The 19,102-nt window shown below is 46.1% G+C and carries 18 protein-coding genes; 9 read left to right on the top strand and 9 right to left on the bottom strand.

Annotated elements, in window-relative coordinates:
- Positions 1-94: 94 nt before the first annotated feature.
- From QTP81_RS13145 to QTP81_RS13135, 3 genes are all read left to right on the top strand, one after another.
- A complete protein-coding gene (locus QTP81_RS13145; protein WP_289366140.1) occupies positions 95-1,261 on the top strand; it encodes an aminotransferase class V-fold PLP-dependent enzyme in 1,167 nt (388 codons plus the stop codon).
- Positions 1,258-1,446 carry a DUF2065 domain-containing protein gene (locus QTP81_RS13140; RefSeq protein ID WP_289366138.1) on the top strand — a complete coding sequence of 63 codons (189 nt, stop codon included), beginning with the start codon at positions 1,258-1,260 and terminating at the stop codon, positions 1,444-1,446. The genes QTP81_RS13145 and QTP81_RS13140 overlap by 4 nt, the downstream gene beginning before the upstream one ends.
- Before the next feature lie 345 nt (positions 1,447-1,791).
- The gene (locus QTP81_RS13135; protein ID WP_289366136.1) at positions 1,792-2,538 is read left to right on the top strand and encodes a LamG-like jellyroll fold domain-containing protein; all 747 of its coding nucleotides are present in this window, start codon (positions 1,792-1,794) and stop codon (positions 2,536-2,538) included.
- 108 nt (positions 2,539-2,646) lie between these two features.
- Here QTP81_RS13135 and QTP81_RS13130 read toward each other — a convergent pair whose 3' ends face one another.
- Positions 2,647-2,982, bottom strand: coding sequence for a hypothetical protein (locus QTP81_RS13130; protein WP_289366135.1), 336 nt, complete (start codon positions 2,980-2,982; stop codon positions 2,647-2,649).
- A gap of 267 nt (positions 2,983-3,249) precedes the next feature.
- On the opposite strand from QTP81_RS13130, the gene QTP81_RS13125 reads away from it, so the two are divergent.
- The 3 genes from QTP81_RS13125 (at position 3,250) to QTP81_RS13115 (ending at position 6,566) form a co-directional block, all read left to right on the top strand.
- Positions 3,250-4,548 (top strand): adenylosuccinate synthase, encoded by a 1,299-nt coding sequence (locus QTP81_RS13125; protein ID WP_289366133.1) that lies wholly within the window; start codon positions 3,250-3,252, stop codon positions 4,546-4,548.
- 152 nt (positions 4,549-4,700) lie between these two features.
- Positions 4,701-6,119, top strand: a complete 1,419-nt coding sequence (locus tag QTP81_RS13120) for an aldehyde dehydrogenase family protein (RefSeq protein WP_289366131.1) — start codon at positions 4,701-4,703, stop codon at positions 6,117-6,119.
- A gap of 12 nt (positions 6,120-6,131) precedes the next feature.
- On the top strand, positions 6,132-6,566 hold the full coding sequence (locus tag QTP81_RS13115) for a VOC family protein (protein WP_289366129.1): 435 nt from the start codon (positions 6,132-6,134) through the stop codon (positions 6,564-6,566).
- Positions 6,567-6,572: 6 nt separating this feature from the next.
- On the opposite strand, the gene QTP81_RS13110 is transcribed toward QTP81_RS13115, so the two are convergent.
- Both QTP81_RS13110 and pbp4b read right to left on the bottom strand, forming a co-directional pair.
- Positions 6,573-7,946 carry a Na+/H+ antiporter NhaC family protein gene (locus QTP81_RS13110; RefSeq protein WP_289366127.1) on the bottom strand — a complete coding sequence of 458 codons (1,374 nt, stop codon included), beginning with the start codon at positions 7,944-7,946 and terminating at the stop codon, positions 6,573-6,575.
- A gap of 70 nt (positions 7,947-8,016) precedes the next feature.
- Positions 8,017-10,473, bottom strand: coding sequence for a penicillin binding protein PBP4B (pbp4b, locus tag QTP81_RS13105; RefSeq protein WP_289366126.1), 2,457 nt, complete (start codon positions 10,471-10,473; stop codon positions 8,017-8,019).
- A gap of 203 nt (positions 10,474-10,676) precedes the next feature.
- Here pbp4b and QTP81_RS13100 point away from each other — a divergent pair, with 203 nt between their 5' ends.
- On the top strand, positions 10,677-11,414 hold the full coding sequence (locus QTP81_RS13100; protein ID WP_289366125.1) for a hypothetical protein: 738 nt from the start codon (positions 10,677-10,679) through the stop codon (positions 11,412-11,414).
- Here QTP81_RS13100 and QTP81_RS13095 read toward each other — a convergent pair.
- The gene (locus QTP81_RS13095; RefSeq protein WP_289366124.1) at positions 11,408-12,289 is read right to left on the bottom strand and encodes a hypothetical protein; all 882 of its coding nucleotides are present in this window, start codon (positions 12,287-12,289) and stop codon (positions 11,408-11,410) included. The two genes, QTP81_RS13100 and QTP81_RS13095, sit on opposite strands and share 7 nt — an antisense overlap.
- An 84-nt stretch (positions 12,290-12,373) precedes the next feature.
- On the opposite strand from QTP81_RS13095, the gene QTP81_RS13090 reads away from it, so the two are divergent.
- On the top strand, positions 12,374-14,221 hold the full coding sequence (locus QTP81_RS13090; protein ID WP_289366122.1) for a glycoside hydrolase family 3 protein: 1,848 nt from the start codon (positions 12,374-12,376) through the stop codon (positions 14,219-14,221).
- Between the two features lie 10 nt (positions 14,222-14,231).
- Positions 14,232-15,275, top strand: coding sequence for a mechanosensitive ion channel family protein (locus QTP81_RS13085; RefSeq protein WP_289366119.1), 1,044 nt, complete (start codon positions 14,232-14,234; stop codon positions 15,273-15,275).
- Here QTP81_RS13085 and QTP81_RS13080 read toward each other — a convergent pair.
- The 5 genes from QTP81_RS13080 to QTP81_RS13060 are packed head-to-tail and all read right to left on the bottom strand — an operon-like array spanning position 15,262 to position 19,091.
- Entirely contained in the window at positions 15,262-15,843 is a 582-nt protein-coding gene (locus tag QTP81_RS13080) for a hypothetical protein (protein WP_289366117.1), read from the bottom strand. The two genes, QTP81_RS13085 and QTP81_RS13080, sit on opposite strands and share 14 nt — an antisense overlap.
- A complete protein-coding gene (locus QTP81_RS13075) occupies positions 15,836-16,414 on the bottom strand; it encodes a sigma-70 family RNA polymerase sigma factor (RefSeq protein ID WP_289366116.1) in 579 nt (192 codons plus the stop codon). Before QTP81_RS13075 ends, QTP81_RS13080 begins: the two co-directional genes overlap by 8 nt.
- 9 nt (positions 16,415-16,423) lie before the next feature.
- The gene (locus tag QTP81_RS13070; protein ID WP_289366114.1) at positions 16,424-17,068 is read right to left on the bottom strand and encodes a TonB family protein; all 645 of its coding nucleotides are present in this window, start codon (positions 17,066-17,068) and stop codon (positions 16,424-16,426) included.
- A gap of 58 nt (positions 17,069-17,126) precedes the next feature.
- Positions 17,127-17,780, bottom strand: a complete 654-nt coding sequence (locus QTP81_RS13065; RefSeq protein ID WP_289366112.1) for a GDSL-type esterase/lipase family protein — start codon at positions 17,778-17,780, stop codon at positions 17,127-17,129.
- Positions 17,781-17,783: 3 nt separating this feature from the next.
- Positions 17,784-19,091: a M14 family zinc carboxypeptidase gene (locus tag QTP81_RS13060; protein ID WP_289366111.1), complete on the bottom strand. Its 1,308-nt coding sequence runs from the start codon at positions 19,089-19,091 to the stop codon at positions 17,784-17,786.
- Positions 19,092-19,102: the final 11 nt, after the last annotated feature.

Genomic DNA, 19,102 nt, shown 5'->3' with positions numbered 1-19,102 from the left:
TTTTAGGAGCGGCTAAATCGGTCGTGCTACACTCACTGAAAAGGATCCCACTCAAGAGGATTCATTATATCAGTATTGGAGTACCCGACTGCCTATGTACCAACAGCTATTTTCACGCTTTTTAGCTGCGAATCAGGGAAAGCAGCACTTTGCTTGCCACAGCCATTATTTCTGGCCAGATGTTACCCGCGATGCGCAAATTCAATATTGGGATGACAGTGCCCAATGGGTAGATGAGAAATGGCAATACTTTTTTTCTGATTGTGTACCGCAAGTTCAAAACCTTATCGCCCAAACGCTCAACGTCGATACACCAGAACAAATTGTATTCGCACCCAATACACATGAATTACTGTACCGAATCTTTAGCTGTTTTGAGTTACAGCGGCCTATCCGGGTACTGACCACCGATAGTGAATTTCACAGTTTCTCTCGCCAAATTAAGCGCATGGAAGAAGTCGGGCAGGTCGAGGTTACGCGAATTGCCAGTTTGCCAAGCCAGACATTTGCTGAACGTTTTGCCGCTTCTATTGAGCAAGATAGCTACGACATGGTGTTCTTTAGCCAGGTGTTCTTCAATTCGGGTACAAGTTGTGGCGACTACAATCGGATTGTAGCGGCGGTGGAGGATCCAAACACCATCATAGTGATGGATGGGTATCACGGCTTTATGGCAAAACCTACTGACTTAAGTGCAGTTCAAGAGCGCATTTTCTATTTGTCTGGAAGTTACAAATACGCTCAAGGAGGTGAAGGTGCATGTTTTGCTGTAGTACCTCGCAATTGTGATCTTCGACCAATATATACAGGCTGGTATGCCGAGTTTGGCGAGCTCAGCGCCGCCAAGGCTGGCACTGTGCAGTACAGCAAAAACGGGATGCGCTTCGCCGGTGCAACGATGGATTTTAGTGCTATTTATCGCTTACGCGCAGTGCTACAACAATTTGCTGACATGAAACTAACCGTGGTGCAGATTGATGACTTTATAAAACAATGTCAGCGTGCTTTTCTGGCACATCTAGAAAGCTTGAACCATCCACTACTGAATAAATCGTGTCTATTGGTAGAAGATTTAGCTAGTCACGGACATTTTTTAACTTTTGAGTTGCCATCTCCCGCCGACGCACAAATATTGCATGACCATTTACGCGAACACGGGGTGCTTACCGACTACCGCGCTAACCGATTGCGCTTTGGTTTTGCTTTGTATCACAACCCGTCTGAATATGATTTATCTTGTTTGTCGGAGGTTGCTTCATGAGTTGGCAAACGTTCCTGATCGCCTGTTCAATCGTTGCCATTATCGAAGGCATTGGCCCCATGCTATTTCCACGCAGATGGCAAAACTATATGCAACAGATGAGCTCACAAGCACCCGGACAGCTTCAACAAATTGGCGGGGTTTTGGTGATCACCGGCGCAGTGAGTTTGTTCTTTTTGATTTGAAAGAGCCTCTCCCGCGCCTTAAGGCCGTCAACTTGGTATTTCTGGGTGGTTTGAGCCAGCTTACTTATTTCAAGGCACTCAGTATCATTGGGACGCATTCTTCGCACAATGGCCAGGGAATCAACCGTCTAAATTTATTTCGAATCCCTTAATGGTTGGGAAGTCGTCCTCACAAAATTAATGTAAGAGGTTATCTTAATGTTTCTGTATTCGAATTACAGTTACTCAGACGTGTCGAAAAAATTTACACTCTTTATTAAAGTGTTTTGTAAGCCATTGAAAAATATGAGAGGTATGGAATTTGCTTAGCTTTTGCCGTAGTTAACTCGTAAGGTAGTAAAGAGAATGAAATCGTTAGTTAAAACCATCGCTGTATTGATGATTTTTGTTGGTACTCATGCGCAAGCTTCATTGATAGGATATTGGGACGCCAATGGCGACGCACAAGATTATACGGGATCCAATGATGGGACTTTGAATGGAGATACTTCTTTCGTGTCTGGCGTTTACGGAAGTGCTTTTTCTTTTGATGGCGTCGGCGATTCGGTCTACATAGCGCCAACGTTACCGGTATCTTCAGGGCTTACAATGTCAGCTTGGATAAACCCCACAGTCCTTTCTAGCGAACGAATGATTTTTAATAATGAGTCTAGTTACGAAATGGCCGTTAGAAACGGGACCTTTCAATACGCAATTGAAACTGACGCGCCAGGCGGTTGGTTTTGGGTAAACACAGGTTTAAGTGTAACGGCTAATGCATGGCAATTTTTCGCAGTGACTTTTGATGGTGCCTCATCGAAAGTGTTCAATGAGTTAGGTCAGGTCGTTTTCTCCTCTAATGCTATTACTGGGAATATTATCGACCCGGCAAATAGTTGGGTGCATATTGGTGCCAGATTGAGTGGAACAACGTCTAACTTCATTGGTGCAATCGATGAAGTGTACATTTTTGATAGTGCCCTTGAATCTAATGATGTTTTAAACATAGCTAACAATGCTTATTTTTCTGAAGTATCAGAGCCTTCTACAATAGCGATTGTATTACTAACGATGGGCGGTTTAATTCTTAGACGTAAAAAATCACTGATTTAACGGGATGAATGAAAGAGCTGACTCACTGTATAGTTCAGCTTTTTCATCCTACTATAGACGTTTACTTCTGGCCCCTTTTTGGGGCCTTCAGTTTGTGTTTAAGAGTGCTTATATACGCTCAAAATAGTGTTCAATCAGCTCTGCCAAGCGCTCATCAAGCTGCTCTTCAAAATCGCTAAATGCAATATCAAATTCTGAGAAAAAAGTTTTAACATCGTTATGTGAAGCTGGCGTCTTATTCAGTTGATACTCGATTTCTGGCAGTGATTTGTCATAACGGGGTTCTATCTTCCAGCGAATAATCCCACCGTGGAAGCGTTTTAGTTCAGGTTTGGCATGAGTACAAAATGCTTCAATGTAGTCTTTTCCCTCCGGGCCTAGGCAACCGGGCTCAAGACGAATCAAAATCGACAGTTTCTTGTACAGTGGCAAGCGCGGAGCCATAAGAGCCCATCCATGAATTACGTTGTCTTAAGTATTGGTACAAAAATCAGAAACTAACAAGTCGCGCTGCGAAAATACCGCAATACAAATGTGTTTGCTCAGCATAATAAACCCTGGTTTTTGCCCATATAACAACAGGTTTACACGGGCGGTGTTCATTGTCATTGAACATAGGTGTGCAACTATCTATTTTTTGCTCGAAAAAAGGTCAACAGGCGCGCCGTTTTTTGTTAGAATCCCCGCCTATTTTTTCGATAGTAAAGTTCCATGGCAAAAAATGTAGTCGTGCTCGGCACCCAATGGGGTGATGAGGGCAAAGGTAAGGTCGTTGATTTACTCACCGATCGCGCAAAATATGTAGTTCGTTATCAAGGTGGTCACAACGCTGGTCACACATTGGTAATTGACGGTGAGAAGACAGTTCTGCACTTGATCCCTTCAGGTGTGTTACGCGATAACGTGACCTGCGTAATTGGTAACGGGGTTGTTCTAAGTCCAGAAGCGTTGTTGACTGAAATGAAGATGCTCGAAGAGCGCGGCGTTCCAGTGAAAGAGCGTTTAGTGATCAGTGAAGCGTGTCCGCTTATTTTGCCTTATCACATTGCGTTAGATCAGGCGCGTGAGAAAGCGCGTGGCAGCAAAGCTATCGGTACTACAGGTCGCGGTATTGGCCCAGCCTACGAAGACAAAGTATCGCGTCGTGGCTTGCGCGTGGGTGATTTGTTTAACGCTGAAGATTTTGCGGCAAAGTTAAAAGAAGTCCTTGCTTATCACAACTTCATGCTAACTGAGTATTACAAAGCAGAAGCTGTTGATTTTGATACGGTCTACAAGGACGCGATGGCAGTTGCTGATTTATTCAAAGCCATGGTTGTTGATGTCACTGACTTGCTTGATAAAGCGCGTCAACGCGGTGATGCCATTATGTTTGAAGGCGCGCAAGGTACATTGCTTGATATCGATCACGGCACTTATCCTTACGTAACGTCATCAAACACAACCGTTGGTGGCGTTGCAACAGGTGCTGGTTTCGGTCCGCTCAACCTCGATTACGTGTTAGGTATCGTTAAAGCTTATACCACGCGTGTGGGTTCCGGCCCGTTCCCGACTGAGTTAGAGTGCGAGGTCGGTCAACATTTAGGTGTTAAAGGCCATGAATTTGGTGCTACTACCGGTCGTAAACGTCGTACGGGTTGGTTTGACGCGGTTGCGATGAAGCGCGCGGTGCAAATCAATTCAATTACCGGTTTCTGCTTAACCAAACTCGATGTACTCGATGGCCTAGAAGAGTTACAAATCTGTGTAGGTTATAAAGATGCCGATGGCAATGTATCTGACATCCCGCCAATGGCAGCAGATGGCTACGAGCTAGTAACGCCAGTTTACGAATCAATGCCCGGTTGGAGCGAAGAGACATTCGGTCTAACTGATTTCGATTCGTTACCAGAAGCGGCGAAAAACTATATCAAACGCTTAGAAGAGCTGACGGGTGTGCCGATGGATATTATTTCTACTGGACCTGATCGCAACCATACAATGGTGATGCGTCACCCATACGACGCCTGAGTCGCCAAGGGCCACACTCCCTAATTACTCCTAAAAAAGCCAGTAGACACTGGCTTTTTTTATAGCTTGAAAAAATTACCGCTAATCTCAATGTTTACTATTGGCGTAATGCCTATGTAATAATGCAAAAAACTTCTTTGGGACGACTGACGATGACAGCTTCTATTTCGCATATCTCCGGCCACGTAAAAAGCACTGAGTTTGCTTGGATCGACGAGGCTTTTACCAAGCTGCAAAGCTACTATGAAAGTGGTGTCACCAAAGACTATCAGTGGCGAGTACAACAGCTTAAGCAAATTGATAAAATGGTGACTGAGCACGAGCTCGATATTCGCCAGGCTTTGCAAACAGACTTAGGCAAATGCGAAATGGAAAGTTGGATATCCGAGATCGGGTACATTAAAGCCGAAGTTAAACATACCCTTAAACACCTAAAAAAATGGATGAAGCCCAGAAAGGTTTCTTCACCTTTATTGGCGCAACCGGGTAAAAGTTACTTGCAACCTGAACCGCTCGGTACCGTCTTGATCATCGGTGCTTGGAACTATCCATTCCAACTGGTTATCGCACCGTTAATTGCTGCTATTTCTGCAGGGAATTGCGCTATGCTTAAACCTTCTGAGTTATCGGAAGCGACCTCAGCCCTAATTGCGAAATTACTCCCGCAGTACCTTGATAATCGGGCGTTTACTGTTGTTGAAGGCGGTAAAGACGAAACCACGCAAGTGTTAAAGCAACCTTTTGCCCATAGCTTTTATACCGGCGGTGAAATAGTTGGCAAAATCGTCATGCGTGCCGCAGCAGAACATTTAACCCCTGTTACTTTGGAGCTGGGTGGTAAGAGCCCGTGTTTTGTTGACCGCAATACCAACCTAGCGGTTACGGCAGAACGCATAGTATGGGCCAAGTGGATGAATGCTGGACAAACCTGTGTTGCCCCTGATTACATTCTGGTTGAGGAAGGCTTTGAGCAAGAGTTAATTGCTGCTATTAAAACAAAGCTAGCCAAACAATATGGTGAAGATGTGAGCCAATCAAAGGATTACGGGCGTATTGTGAATGAGCGTCATACGCAGCGTTTAGCCAGTTATCTCGAAGAGCAACCGGTTGTACATGGTGGCCGGGTGAAGCTAGAAGAAAAGTTTATTGAGCCAACGATAGTGCTTAATCCAGCGCTAGATTCAGCAGTGATGCAAGAAGAGATCTTTGGGCCCATATTACCGATTATTACGGTTAAAAGCATGGATGCAGGGATCCAGTTGGTTAATTCACGTCCTAAACCATTAGCAATGTATATCTTTACAAAGAATAGCGGTCTTGAACAAAAGCTCTTACGTGAGACCAGCGCCGGTAGTGTCTGTGTGAATGATGGGTTTATGTTTATGGTTAACTCAGAGCTACCCTTTGGCGGTGTCGGTCACTCTGGCATGGGCAGTTATCACGGTAAGTGGGGATTCGATACATTCAGTCATTTAAAATCAGTAATGAAACGCAGCTTTATGTTTGACCTAGACGTGCGCTACGCACCGTTTAATGCGTCGAAACTGAAGTTCTTAAAATTCTTACAGTAGCGAATATGTGCCATGAATAAGCCCGAACAGTCCCTTGCACCTTTTCATCTAGCCATTCCGGTTTTGGATTTACAGGCGAGTCGCCAGTTTTACGGTAAATTGTTAGGCTGTTCACAAGGTAGACACAGTGATCATTGGATTGATTGGAATTTCTTCGGGCATCAATTGGTTACCCACAAAGTTGAGCAAATGCCAGCGATTGGCGGCCACAACTCGGTCGACAGTAAAGCTGTGCCGGTACCGCATTTTGGTGTAGTGCTAAGCATGTCTGACTGGCACGCGCTTGCGAATCGCTTGCGTGACAACGACGTAGAATTCGTGATTGAGCCCTATATTCGTTTCCGCGGGCAAACCGGTGAGCAAGCTACAATGTTCTTGCTCGACCCTTGCGGCAATGCCTTAGAATTTAAAGCGTTTGCCAATATCGACCAGCTCTTTGCGCACTAAACCCAACTATATCATTACCGCACTGGCAATGGTAAATGCCACTAAGCTCAAGCCGCCGGCAACCAGTGCGTAGGGCAGTTGGGTCTTCACGTGGGTGAGTAAATCACAGCCAGCAGCAATCGACGATACTGCTGTTGAATCCGATATGGGTGAGCAGTGATCACCAAAAATACCACCACCTAGAATTGCCGCTAATACGAGCTGTGGCGGCAAGCCAAAGGTCTGAATCAGCGGAACACCAATAGGCACTAATATAGCAAATGTGCCCCAACTGGTTCCCGTAGTAAACGACATAACTGCACCGGCCAAAAACAATAGCGGAACAATCAACACTAGCGGTAGATATTCTCCCACTATACTGGCGACAAATACACCGGTACCTAAGGCTTTTAGGCTTGCTCCAAGTGTCAGTGAGAGCAACAAAATCGTCACTAAAGGTAGTAGTTCCCCCATACCTTTGAAACCGGTTTTTACCAATTCTTGATGCGTAAAGCGGCGGTGCACGAGCAGAAGTAAATACGCGGCAATACAACCTAACATTGTGGCGTAGAGTACTGATTTACTGCCGCTGCCCTGAGACAATACTCCGTCGCCAGTCCACAGCATGAACAGCGGCATAGTGCCCACCATCACTAACAGCGGGACTAACATAAAGCGCACTTTAGTGGCTGGCGCTGTTTGCAATTCCGTATCAGTACTTGACAGAACAGCCTCTTCTTCTTTCATTGGGCCGTGTACTTTGTCAGCAAGAATGGTGTAGAGCACGATGCCTAAGGTGAATAGCGCATAGAAATTAAGTGGTACGCTGCCCCATAGAATTTCAGCCGGTGACATACTGAGCTCGTAGTTACTCAGTAAGCCCAACACGAAAGCGCCCCAGCCATTGAGTAAAATAAGAATGCAAATCGGCGCACAGGTACTATCGATAATATAGGCCAAGCGCGCTCGGCTCATTTTGAATTTATCGAACAAACCGCGCGCTAGAATGCCGGACGTGAGCACGCTCAAATTAGACTCAATAAACACCGCCACACCAGTAAAAAAAGTCAAACTGCCGACTTGCTTACGGCCTTTGGCAATGCCGCGATTAACCAAAAAATTAACCGTTGCTGCAACGCCACCGGAGTCGCGGATATAGGCTAAAAGGGCGCCAATAAGAACACTAAATAATAAAATGCGGGAGTTGCCGGGACTGTTTATGATCTCAATAACTCGCTCAACGCTGTTGATAGGGCTAAGCCACACTGAGCCATCCGCCGCACCGAAAAGAAGTAAAGCTTCCGCACTAAGCACTGCGAAAAGAAGAGCCATAATGACTTCTTTTTTCCAAAAGACGATGGCAATAGCAATTAGCGGTGGAATGATCGAGTACCAACCCATTGCGGTTCCTTATTGTTCTAATTTTGCGGACAAGCGCAGCTTTGCACAGTGTTGGACGATGCGCAACTGCTTAAAAGCGTCGATGTAATACCGCTTCGTATACTAAGCTGACGATACTGCCATATTGACCTGTTTCATAATTCTGACCGGCAAAGTTAAGCGTTTCATTACCGTTGGGATCCAAACTTTGTTGAATGGGGGTGTGGCGTTTATTGGTCAGTAGGATGATCACTAAATCATGCTCAGGATCGATAACGCTTAATGTCCCCGTCCAGCCAGTATGGCCGAAGGTACGTTCACTGGCATAAGGGCCAAACTGCCAGCGCCGTTCGCCATTTGCAGCGCGCCGAAAGCCCAGCCCAGTCGTATCACTAATTGAGCTTGGCAGAATAAACTGATTTAACACAGTCTCTGAAAATAAGTAGTGTTCACCTAGTCCGCCGCCATTTAACAAGAGTTGGGTCAGACGCGCGAGCTCTTCTGCGGTAGAAAATAAACCGGCATGACCTGCAACCCCTTGCATGCTGTAAAAGGCTTTTTCGTCATGGACTTCTCCGCTAAGTGTATAATTGCGGACGTTGTCAAAGTTCACCCGCCCGTCGCGGGTATTGCCCTGTAATTCTGTCGCAGCGTAACGCGTTGTTTCTGGCAGTTTTTTGCGCGGATTAAATACACTTTGGCTTAAACCCAGTGGCGCGTAAATATTCTGCTCAACGTATTCATCAAGTGGGAACCCAGTGATGCGTTCGACTAAAATACCCAACAGCATAAAGCTGCTGTCACTGTAGCGCATGGCAACTTGATAACGCTCCTCCAAAGGTACTTGAGTAAGCAGGAGCTCTTTGGTCAAAGGAGCAGATTGGGAGTAAAACTCCGGGCCTAGATGATTCTCCGGTGTGAAAAAGTGGACTTCTGGCGCCAAACCCGCACTGTGAGTCAGCAGATGACGCGCAGTTAAAGCATCGCGACCATCACCGCGAAACTCTGGTAGATACTCATACAGTGGTATATCCAAGGCCAATTTTTGCTGTTCAACAAGGTGCATGATCGCCAAGGTGGTAGCGAATACTTTGGTATTTGAGGCCAGATCAAACAGGGTATCAGTCGTCATGGGGACGGGGTTTTCTAATTCACTGCCATCGGGAGCATAGCGGTGGGCATATCCGTACGCTTTGTGATGCACAACCTGGCCGCGATGGGTAACCAACAGCACTGCGCCGGGGAAGCCCTCATTTATGTCTTGTTCTATCAATGCATCAACCGCTGCAAATTCATAGTCACTGTCGCGAGTATCCATTACTTGCGGATAGGGGATAGACACCATTATTTGTGCATCAGCGGGTTGAATATTGTCGACGCGAATCGTATTGGAGCCAGTGACCGTGCGACGGTGAAGCGAGTATTGGTAGTCGGTATCAGGCAGAAAAACGTCGGGTAAGTTAAGTTGTTGGCCATTAATCCAAATATCAGCAGAAATGGGAACGAGCCCTGGGTTTGCTATTTTTATTTCGCCACGGCCTTGATAGGCCATAAATCGACGGCGATGATTAACGTACTCGCGCGACGATAACTCAGCATCAGGAAACTGCATTTGTAGTTGGGTAGTCTTGTTAACCAGTGAGGGTTGAGTTGATGCTTCACGTTCACTTTCAAAGCGCGTCATTAACTCAACAACTTGCTCAGGGAAATACCGTTCGAGCAATGCAAACAACGCTGCATTTGTGGCGATGTCGCTGTAGCCGTTGAGATTTTCGGGAGTAAAATGCATTTGAAAAGCAGCGATGGTGGCTAAGGTGCGTTCATCAGCTATGCCGGTTTCTATTGCTGGGTAACCGTAAGCATTCAGGGCCGCTTGTGTCAGCCCCATCGACGGTAATTGCCGCTGAAATATTCGCGTGTATTTTTCTTTAGTATCGGTGGTATACCACGCCCCAATACCTGCCATATGTAGTTCATACCAGGGAAAGCGCGGACCGGGATCGTGTTTACGCAGCGGTGCAATATCAGCGTGGCCAACAATGGCTGTGGGGTGAATATCGGGGTTGCGCTGCAAGATGTCTTTTAGCAAAGCGATTAATAACGCGATCTGCTCAGGATCATAGTTAGGATAATTACATTGTAAGCGTTGGCTATTTACCGTTCGGTGTTTGCCGGAGTTGTTATCGTTCGGACAATGTGCGCGATTCACTATCTCGATACCAATTGACTGGTCGTTTAGGCCGGTCATGTTTTGCCACGTACTTAAACCAGCATGCCAAGCACGCGATTGCTCTTCCACCAACTGAAAAATTTTGAGCCTATCATGACGATAAGATGAATCGCCTGACTCGGGAATTAGGTAGTGCGCACTAACGCCGCCTTCATCCACTAACCCCTCAATAGATTGGGCATAACTTGCTCCGGTGTAATGCAGCACGATAGCTTTAATACGAGAATTTTGATTGGCTGATGGCACGTGTTCAATGGGAAGGTGTGAGCAGTTAAAAAGCAGTAGTGTCAGCAGTAAGGTGCAAATTTTGAAGCGCACAGGCAAGATAAATCCATCTCTATTCAGATAGGTTTATTTGGCCTCATGTCGAGATAGCTGTCAAACCCTGCATAGAGAGCACGAAGGAGACGGATATAGCCATTGAACAAGACGGTGTTTTCTCATAAACTCGCCGCGTTCAATGTGCTCTTCAAGCATGTTGTATGACTGATGGAAATTATTAAAAAAATAAAGGAAGTAATATGTTTAAAACGCGTATTTTTACACTTTTAGTAGCAATCGTTGTACTCAGCGGTTGTGTGTCAACCCAAGAAATGATCACTGTTGATGAAGCCTCATTGTCGAATAACGAGGTTGTGGTTGGCATTATTCTTACTGAAGCCCCCCTAGCAGAGACGTTTTACACCGGCAGTATAGGTTTGTTGGATTATGCAATCATCGCCGGCGTCAACTCAACATTAGACAAACATTTAAATTCGCTAGTATTTGATGATTACCCAAAAATTGCCCAGCAATTGCAAACGGTATTACACAACAAAGGGGTGAATACTCTACTGATCGAAACGCCTATAGCCCTAAAAGAGGCGGAAAAACTTAAGCGCCCATCTAAAGGCAAATCGAAAACCAGTTTTGTCGGTTACCAAGAAAAGTACAACATTGATTATTTGCTGTTAGTTCACCTCCAACAGGTCGGTACTACTCGAAGTTATTATGGCCCCGTACCTACATCAGAGCCCGTCGCGACGGTAGCAATGAGTGGTCAAATTATTGATTTAGCCACCCATGATCTTAAATGGTTCTACGACGCTTCTTCGCAGCAAGTGATTGAGACGCCATGGGACGAGAGTGAAGTTCAATTTCCTAACCTTACAACTGCTATTTATCAAGCGCTAGAGACTTCTACTCGTGAACTGGTGGGTAGTTTAGAGGGTAACCCCAAGAATAAGGTGGCCGCACAACAAGTCGCTTCTGGTCAGTAGTGACTCGATGCCGATACTTGCTCGGCAGGTATCGGCGCTACAATACACGGCGCTTGTTTTATTTCACCACGCAGCGTGCGAAAAGTGATAAAACCATCACACGGCTGTAACACTTCGCCTCGAGAGTAAAACTCCCCACGTTTGTTTTTGTACCGAATAGAATGATTCGCAAACCGAGAACGTTTAGACCAAGTCTCCAATGCTTGTTCAACCAGCAATAATAAGCGCTCACTGACGGCGGTGAAGTCATTCACTATTTCTCCGGAGTCAATGTTGTTAAGCTGGTGCAGTGAAGTATTCAGATCCAATAAAGGGGCAGATTCTAAATGAAAGTAGTTGCGATACAGCAACTCTTTTCGGTCAGCGTATACCTCGACAAAAAACACTGAGATTAACGACCGGTAATCGCTGCTGAGTGATGTTTCAGGCGTGATCTGTAAATGTGTGGTCTGTGGTTTTGACGGTGCTAAATCGGCTTGCCAATCAGGGTGCCACACCTCTTGCCACTGAATTTGCTCAGCTACTGTTAAAAACTGTTGAACGGGAGAGTTTTTCTCCCTGATCGCGGAATTTTCGGCTGAGTTCTTCAAAATTGCTCCGCCGATCAGTGCTCCAGCAAGTCCCGCCAAAGGATCGTAATTTACACTTTGCATCGAGGCATTTAAATTCGCTTGATACATAGTTGCAGCAATATCATTACCGTCATAACCTAACTCGGTCAGCAGGACATTAATATTTGACTCTTGGGGAACAATATAAACAGTTTCTGGCATCGCCAAAGGCTTGTTAGCATGACTAACAACAGATTGTTTGGTTGATTTGCATGCAGAAATGCAGAGAGTGCCAACTAATAAGAGTACAATTTTCGAGGTCATGGACTCCGTTCCATTAAAAAATATTCGCTAGATAATAGATGTTCTAGCCAATAGGTTCAATCGATGATGCTAGGGGCGAAAAGTGTGAGTAAACAAACGCTATTGGGGATGCTTGGGGTGGTAGCGATGTACTGTTGCACATTCTCGGCCGTGGCAAACCAACTGGGCGCAGATATCGGGCAAAAGTTGATGTTGGATATTCGCTACTTTTGTGCTGATGGAACGCCCGCTGATAACTGTCGAACACCTGTAACCCGTTTGCCTGAGCCGCTTGCAAAGGTCATTCAGCGCCATAATATCGGCGGCGTCATACTGTTTGCTGAAAATATTCAATCAGTTGAACAGGTTCGGAGTCTTATTGAGCAGTTACAAACAGCTGCGGCAGCAGCAGGTTTGCCACCTTTGTTGATTGCGGTTGATCAAGAAGGCGGTCGCGTTGCGCGTTTGCCCGTTACCGCCACCAGTGCTTTTAGCGGTAATATGGCGATTGGAGCCACTTATGAAAAGCATCAAACCCATTACGCCACAGCGGTAAATACTGCGATTGCACAACAGCTTAATGCGGTTGGGATAAACGTTAATTTCGCGCCTGCTGTAGATGTTAATGTAAATCCTCTTAACCCGGTTATAAATGTTCGGTCTTATTCCGAATCACCTGAGGTGGTCGCGCAGCTTAGTCAAGCCGCAGTTTCGGCGCTGCAAAGTAACGGAATTATCTCGGCAATGAAACACTTTCCCGGTCATGGCGACACTCATGTTGACAGCCATACTGGATTACCGGTAGTTGAGCACAGTCGCGATGTGGTTGAACGCGTCGATTTGTATCCTTTCGCTATGGCCATAGCCGCAGGAGATCAAGCTGCACCAGGGATGATCATGACAGCCCATATTCAATATCCCGCGCTCGACAATAGTGTGTTTACTAGTGTAAATGGTGAGGCCACCATAGTGCCAGCGACGTTATCTCGCCGTATCCTCACAGGGCTATTGCGTGAGGAATTGAAGTACCAAGGTGTAGTAGTCACTGATGCGTTGGATATGGCTGGAATTTCAGCCTATTTGACACCGAAAGATGCACTTTTGCACACCTTTTACGCGGGCGCTGATATTGCCTTGATGCCAATGCCACTGCGCAATGCAAATGCTATCGCTGAATTTGATGAAATGCTTGCACACATAAATTCTGCAATTAGCGCGAATGACAAAAGCGCCGTTTCCGGTGTTCCGACATCAAAACAAATGCGCCAGTCAGCACAGCGGATCGAGAGACTAAAACAATGCTTTTTGCAGCAGGTATCGATTGCGAGTAGCGCTACTATAGAAATGCCAAAATTTAGTCGACTTGCGGAGCAATTGGCCCAAGCGTCATTAACCTTAGTAGTAGGCGATCCTCAATTTACATTGGCAAAACGCGAGGCACTGATGCTTATAATGCCCGACGAGGCTCGTTGCCAGGCGCAAACTGATGCACTGGTAAGTCGCGAGTATCAGGTTTTAGGCTGCATTAGCTTAGCCAACCAAGTTGTTAAGTCTACCTTAGATGACCTTATTGCAAGCGCCGATGCGGTTATGATCGGTGATATCTCACCGTCGCATAGCCTTGCCGAAATGGGGGGTATGGATGATTTGATTGTGTGGCAAAACCGGATCGACAAAAACGAGCAGCTCGCGTGGACTAATTACGCGCTTGCCGCGGCTACTAAAGAAAATAAAACGCGTATTTTTGTGGCATTAAGAGCGCCTTATGTTATCGAACAGTTTGCTGAGTATGTTGATCTGGCTATAGTCACTTATGATTATCGCGTGTTACAGACCGAGGCCGGCAGGCCGGGAGGTATAGTGTTTGATGTGATCGCTGAGTTTTTACAAGGTGATATTAGAGCTCCTGGCACACTGCCCGTAACATTAGCGCCGGCCAAATCACCTGAATAGGACAATCACGATGAATTTCATTTCAGCTTGGATACCACTTGTTATTGCGATTACTATTGTGGGGTTAGTTTTGGCAGTTAGTCAGCGCTTACTTTTGGGCAAAGGTGTAGTGCTTAATGCTGATCAGCGCTTACCGCGACAACTATTGTTAATCGTAATTACGCTCGTAGGTGTGGTTGCCATTACCTTAACCTTACCCGTCAGTGAAAGCTCTCGGAATCAGGTACTGGCTCTGGTGGGGGTCTTAGTTTCAGGGGTAATTGCATTCTCTTCTACAACGCTTGTGTCAAACCTTATTGCAGGCTTAGTTTTGCGCTTCAATCGCCCGTTTCGTACGGGGGACTTTATTCGGTGTAATGAGTACTTTGGTCGAGTATCAGAAAAGGGATTACTCGATACTGAGATCCAGACCGAATACCGTGATTTAGTCTCTATTGCCAACAGCTATTTAGTTAATAACCCCGTTTCAGTGATCAGAGCATCCGGCACCTTAGTAACAGCAAATGTATCAATTGGATTCGATGTTCACCACGCAACGGTAACCGAGTTGTTAGAGCGCGCGACGCAGAAAGCCGGGTTAACTGACGGTTTTGTTCAAATTACAGAGTTAGGTAATTTCAGTGTCAGTTATCGTGTGGCGGGTTTATTGACCGAAATTAAAAGTCTTTTAACAGCCAAGTCGAAATTACACAGAGCCATGCTCGATGAACTTCATGAAAGTGGAATTGAGATCATGTCGCCCAATATCATTGCCTCCAGACCGATGGACCCAAATCACAGTGTTATTGCCAAGCCGACAGCACAAAAGCAAAGTGTTGAGAAAGGCGACAAGCATGAGGATATTGCCTTTGATAAGGCCGAAAAAGCCGAGCAACATGAGCTATCCATTCAAGAATTGCAGGAGCAAGTAGTCAGCTACAAGGAAGCGCTTGCGGTAGCTATCGACAGCGAAGAAAAGCAACGTCTCACAGATAAAATAGAGCGCTGCCAACAAAATATTGTTGCGCTCCAAGAACAACATCAACAAAGATCAGCAGATCCTAGCAATGCCTAGTTGTGGGCTGTTTTTCAATTGCCAGGATCCGTCCTGCATCTGAAAAAGCAATTTGGACGAAGTCGCCGCGTTCGATGTCAATTTTCAGGGCGTTGTTAGCGGCAAGCTCAGCAAGCAACATTGGGCTGATACTCAGAGCACTGTTATCGCACATTTTCAATTCCCAACCGTCACCGATACTGGCAATTTGCGCCAGTTTTTTGTGATGGATAGCTATTCGTAACTGGCTCTCTTGGAACGCCTGAGTCGCATTTTCATAATCTATTCGTCTAGCGGTGTTAACGCTGACGGCCTCGTCACTCAATGCGTGATATTCAATATTGGCATGCACGTATTCTGGCTCTTGATAGCCTGTTATTGTGTGGCGTACTAATAAACCAAGTGCCAGCAGGCCAACACAGGCCGTTACCATACCCATTTGGCGACCAAAAACAGGCCAGCTGTGAGGAGACACAGTCGCAGACTGTTTGGATTGACCGAGCGCGACTTGTTTTATCTCTGTCGGCGTTTTAACGGCGGACTTGCGTTGCTGATACAACTGCTGTAATTGTTTGTCTTGCTCAGTCATAACGGAAATCCTCGCTTGCTTGGCTGGTTCTCAGCGCTTTGTTTAACTTGCGTTTTGCATAGCGCAAGCGACTCTTAATCGTTTCTTGTTCGGCAGCGCAAATACTACTGATCTCTGCCAGTGAAAAGCCCTCCTGTTGTAAACAGAAAGCCTCACGTTGATGGAAAGGCAAGTCATCCAGAATTTGATTAAACCGAACAAGCCGATCATCATTATCGAATACTGGCGACGCGTGATGCTGCTCGTCGAATTCATCGTATTGATAGCGGGCTTGGCGACGTAATTCATCAATCAATAATCTTCTGCCTATGGTGAAGAGCCACGACTTAAACTGGCCGTCAGGACGATATAAGTGTGACTTTTCAATGACTTTTATCCATGCCTGTTGAGCAATATCCGAGGCCAATTCAGGATCAGAGAGGGTGAGCAAAAAGTGATATAAGTCGTCACCGCAATTTTCGTACAGCTGCGCCAAAACTTGCCGTTGACGCAGCTTGGTGTAGCGTAGCATCAATTGTTCATTTGATGTTTCGCGTGTAAACCAGCCTTTGATTGCGACAGTAATGCTCACCCAAACTCCTTAGTTATCTGCTAATGTAAATTCTAACACAACGCTCAGGCCTTGTTGTGCAACCGCTTTGCCATTAACGGATTTAGGTTGATACTTCCACTTTGCCAATGCTCGTTTAGCTTCTTGATTGAATACGCGTTTGGGTTCGGCATTAATGACCTGAATGTCAGTAACGCCACCTAACTCATTGACATTAAACGTCATTTGGACCCAGCCTTCGATACCATCTCTTGCCGCGTCGATAGGGTAGCGCGGGTCTACTCTTACCAACGGTCTTAGTTCACTGTCTTGCATTCCGAAACTCAAAATATCCGTCAATGTCGTGCCTGTGTCAATTGTTGGTGCATACGTCCACTGGGTATCAGGCTCGTCAATATCCACAGGATTTTCAATAGGCCGGTCAGGGATTTCTTTGATTTGTGGTGGCTCTGGCAGTTTCTCTCGCTCGACGATGGTTTCTTCTTCAGCTTTAAATATTGCATCGATAATGACAGGCTCCGGCAGAGTGCTTACACCAACGGCTTCTTGGTCAATCAAGCCGTGCATTAAAGCAAACAGACCAAAAGTTACTGCACCGCCAATCAAGCTTGCGGTTAACGCTTTGGTCGCCGCTTGAAGATGACTGGTTTGATGTATTTGCGTTGCGTTTTGCATATTTCTCTCCTCTTTACTCGACTAACGCCGAACAGCGAAGAAAGGGGTTAGCATTAAATTACTTTTTTAAATACTGTTTAATATGCGGTTGTAATGCTGCAGCCCAACGCGGATATTGATTAGCGTTGGGGTGAAGATAGTCGTCCATGATCTCACGGCTTAAACTACCGTCGCTCTGCAGAAACAGATGAGTGAAATCCAGCCAGGTTACATACACACGCTGCTCTAGGTGTTGAATTTGCCGATTAATCTCATTATTTAGTGAGCGCAAAGGGTCTGAAGCGGTTTTCCCTCGTGGAAAAATTGCATGTAATAGAATATGTGCGTTTGGTAATCTCTGGTGTATCTCATCAACCAGCAGCGTAATAGCTCGTGCCGTGTAGTCAGCTGGATCTTTTCGATGTCCGGTATTGTTGGTGCCTATCATCAAAACAACTACCTGAGAGTTTAAACCGTCTAGTTCACCGTTAGCTACCCGCCAGAGCGCGTGTTCGGTGCGGTCGCCGCCAAAGCCTAAGTTAAGTGCACCGTACATAGCAAAATGTGCATGCCATGCTGACTCACCAAAGTCCTCCCAAGCGTGAATGATTGAATCGCCAATAAATACCAAGCGGATCTCATCACCGCGCTTTGCTACTTCGGCTAACTTTTCCTGATGCCGCGGTAGCCATAAGGGTTTGGCAATATTGTCCTCATAGGGAATAGCCGCCATCGGTTAGGGCTCCCCTTCCAGCTCGACTACTTTACGTCCAAGTACTGCATATCGAGGAGAGCCTGCAGTACTCAATATCCCAATTGCGGGCAACTTATGAAACGTGGTGGGTAGTGGCTGTGTTGTGCTAAAGACAGGTAACTCGGTTCGCACAGCTAAATTGTCATTTGTATCAATAAAATGGCTATATCCGTTTTTGAGTATAGCTCTGTAAGCAAGGTCGTCCAAGGTAAGGGGCTCAGACACTCTGTAGGGTTCACCTCTGCTGAGCGTCAGTTGGTCACATCCTAATTCAGTGATTCCACGTTGGTCAGCTAAATCACCAATTTCAGCAACTTGGTACTCTCCTTCGACTTTTCGAATCAGCATGTCGGTTTGAAATTCGACTGAATTGGCGTTCCCAGCAAATGTAACATTACGAAGTACAATATCGCCCCAATGGTTTTCATTATTAGCCGGAATAGCAAAGTAGTCCGCTTCTCCTACATCCTGCCATGTGTTTTGGCTGACAGCATCCAAAGCAGTAAAAATCGCCAGTCGATTCATTGCTCGGGCAGTTTGGCGGTTGGGGTCGTTCGGGAATTCACCTGATTCTATTAATAGGGTGCTAGCCCCCATAGCTGCAATCGTGTCACCAAAACAGCGCGGTGAGTATTCATCCATATAGCGGGCCACATGACCGTTGATTCGAGCTTCCAATACTTGCCGCATAACAGCGATGAGTGACATGGCGCGGCCACGCGCATGGTTAACGCTTTGCTCCTGGTCAAATGGCGGTGCTAAGAAGGCAATAGTTGATAGCTCATCAGTATTGCCTACACCGTAATAGCGGTTTTGGTCATGTAAGTTAAAGGCGATATCTGGTCGCAATTTACTCACAGCATTGTGCAGTATCTGCGCCTCCGGTGAACAACGTTTTCTGGCATCGCGATTAATATCGATTCCTTGTGCATTTTCGCGCGTTTTGCGTTCGGCACCATCGGGATTGAGCATTGGAATAAAGTGTAGCGTAAAATGGTTCAAGACCTGTGTAACCAAAGAACGATTATCGCTCAGTAGCTGCTCGATGATATCAAATACCGCAGCCGTTGCTGTAGGCTCGTCACCGTGCATTTGGGTCCAAGCGAGGACCACTTGCTTACCACGGCCAATAGATACAAGTTCAATCGGACGCTGTTGCACCGAATGGCCAAGCAACTGAATGTTTATTTCTGGGCGGGAGCGAAAATGTTCGAGTATCGGCTCAATATCAGCCCTGCGCACATGTTTGCGATCCAGTTCTGGCCAGTAGTGATGCACAATCCAATCCATTGACAAGCCCT

Origin of the sequence: Neoalteromonas arenosi (genome assembly GCF_030362855.1) — a bacterium.
GTDB lineage: Bacteria > Pseudomonadota > Gammaproteobacteria > Enterobacterales > Alteromonadaceae > Alteromonas_E > Alteromonas_E arenosi.
Note: the sequence above shows the minus strand (reverse complement) of the source record. Positions and strands in the feature narration are given on the sequence as shown.

Excerpts from the sequence above, each read along its gene's own strand:
- QTP81_RS13095 (WP_289366124.1), bottom strand. The coding sequence starts at position 12,289 with ATGACCTCGAAAATTGTACTCTTATTAGTTGGCACTCTCTGCATTTCT.
- QTP81_RS13085 (WP_289366119.1), top strand. The coding sequence starts at position 14,232 with ATGAATTTCATTTCAGCTTGGATACCACTTGTTATTGCGATTACTATT.
- QTP81_RS13135 (WP_289366136.1), top strand. The coding sequence starts at position 1,792 with ATGAAATCGTTAGTTAAAACCATCGCTGTATTGATGATTTTTGTTGGT.
- QTP81_RS13125 (WP_289366133.1), top strand. The coding sequence starts at position 3,250 with ATGGCAAAAAATGTAGTCGTGCTCGGCACCCAATGGGGTGATGAGGGC.
- QTP81_RS13060 (WP_289366111.1), bottom strand. The coding sequence starts at position 19,091 with ATGGATTGGATTGTGCATCACTACTGGCCAGAACTGGATCGCAAACAT.
- QTP81_RS13115 (WP_289366129.1), top strand. The coding sequence starts at position 6,132 with ATGAATAAGCCCGAACAGTCCCTTGCACCTTTTCATCTAGCCATTCCG.
- QTP81_RS13130 (WP_289366135.1), bottom strand. The coding sequence starts at position 2,982 with ATGGCTCCGCGCTTGCCACTGTACAAGAAACTGTCGATTTTGATTCGT.
- QTP81_RS13065 (WP_289366112.1), bottom strand. The coding sequence starts at position 17,780 with ATGGCGGCTATTCCCTATGAGGACAATATTGCCAAACCCTTATGGCTA.
- QTP81_RS13110 (WP_289366127.1), bottom strand. The coding sequence starts at position 7,946 with ATGGGTTGGTACTCGATCATTCCACCGCTAATTGCTATTGCCATCGTC.
- QTP81_RS13145 (WP_289366140.1), top strand. The coding sequence starts at position 95 with ATGTACCAACAGCTATTTTCACGCTTTTTAGCTGCGAATCAGGGAAAG.
- QTP81_RS13120 (WP_289366131.1), top strand. The coding sequence starts at position 4,701 with ATGACAGCTTCTATTTCGCATATCTCCGGCCACGTAAAAAGCACTGAG.
- QTP81_RS13070 (WP_289366114.1), bottom strand. The coding sequence starts at position 17,068 with ATGCAAAACGCAACGCAAATACATCAAACCAGTCATCTTCAAGCGGCG.
- QTP81_RS13080 (WP_289366117.1), bottom strand. The coding sequence starts at position 15,843 with ATGACTGAGCAAGACAAACAATTACAGCAGTTGTATCAGCAACGCAAG.
- QTP81_RS13100 (WP_289366125.1), top strand. The coding sequence starts at position 10,677 with ATGTTTAAAACGCGTATTTTTACACTTTTAGTAGCAATCGTTGTACTC.
- QTP81_RS13140 (WP_289366138.1), top strand. The coding sequence starts at position 1,258 with ATGAGTTGGCAAACGTTCCTGATCGCCTGTTCAATCGTTGCCATTATC.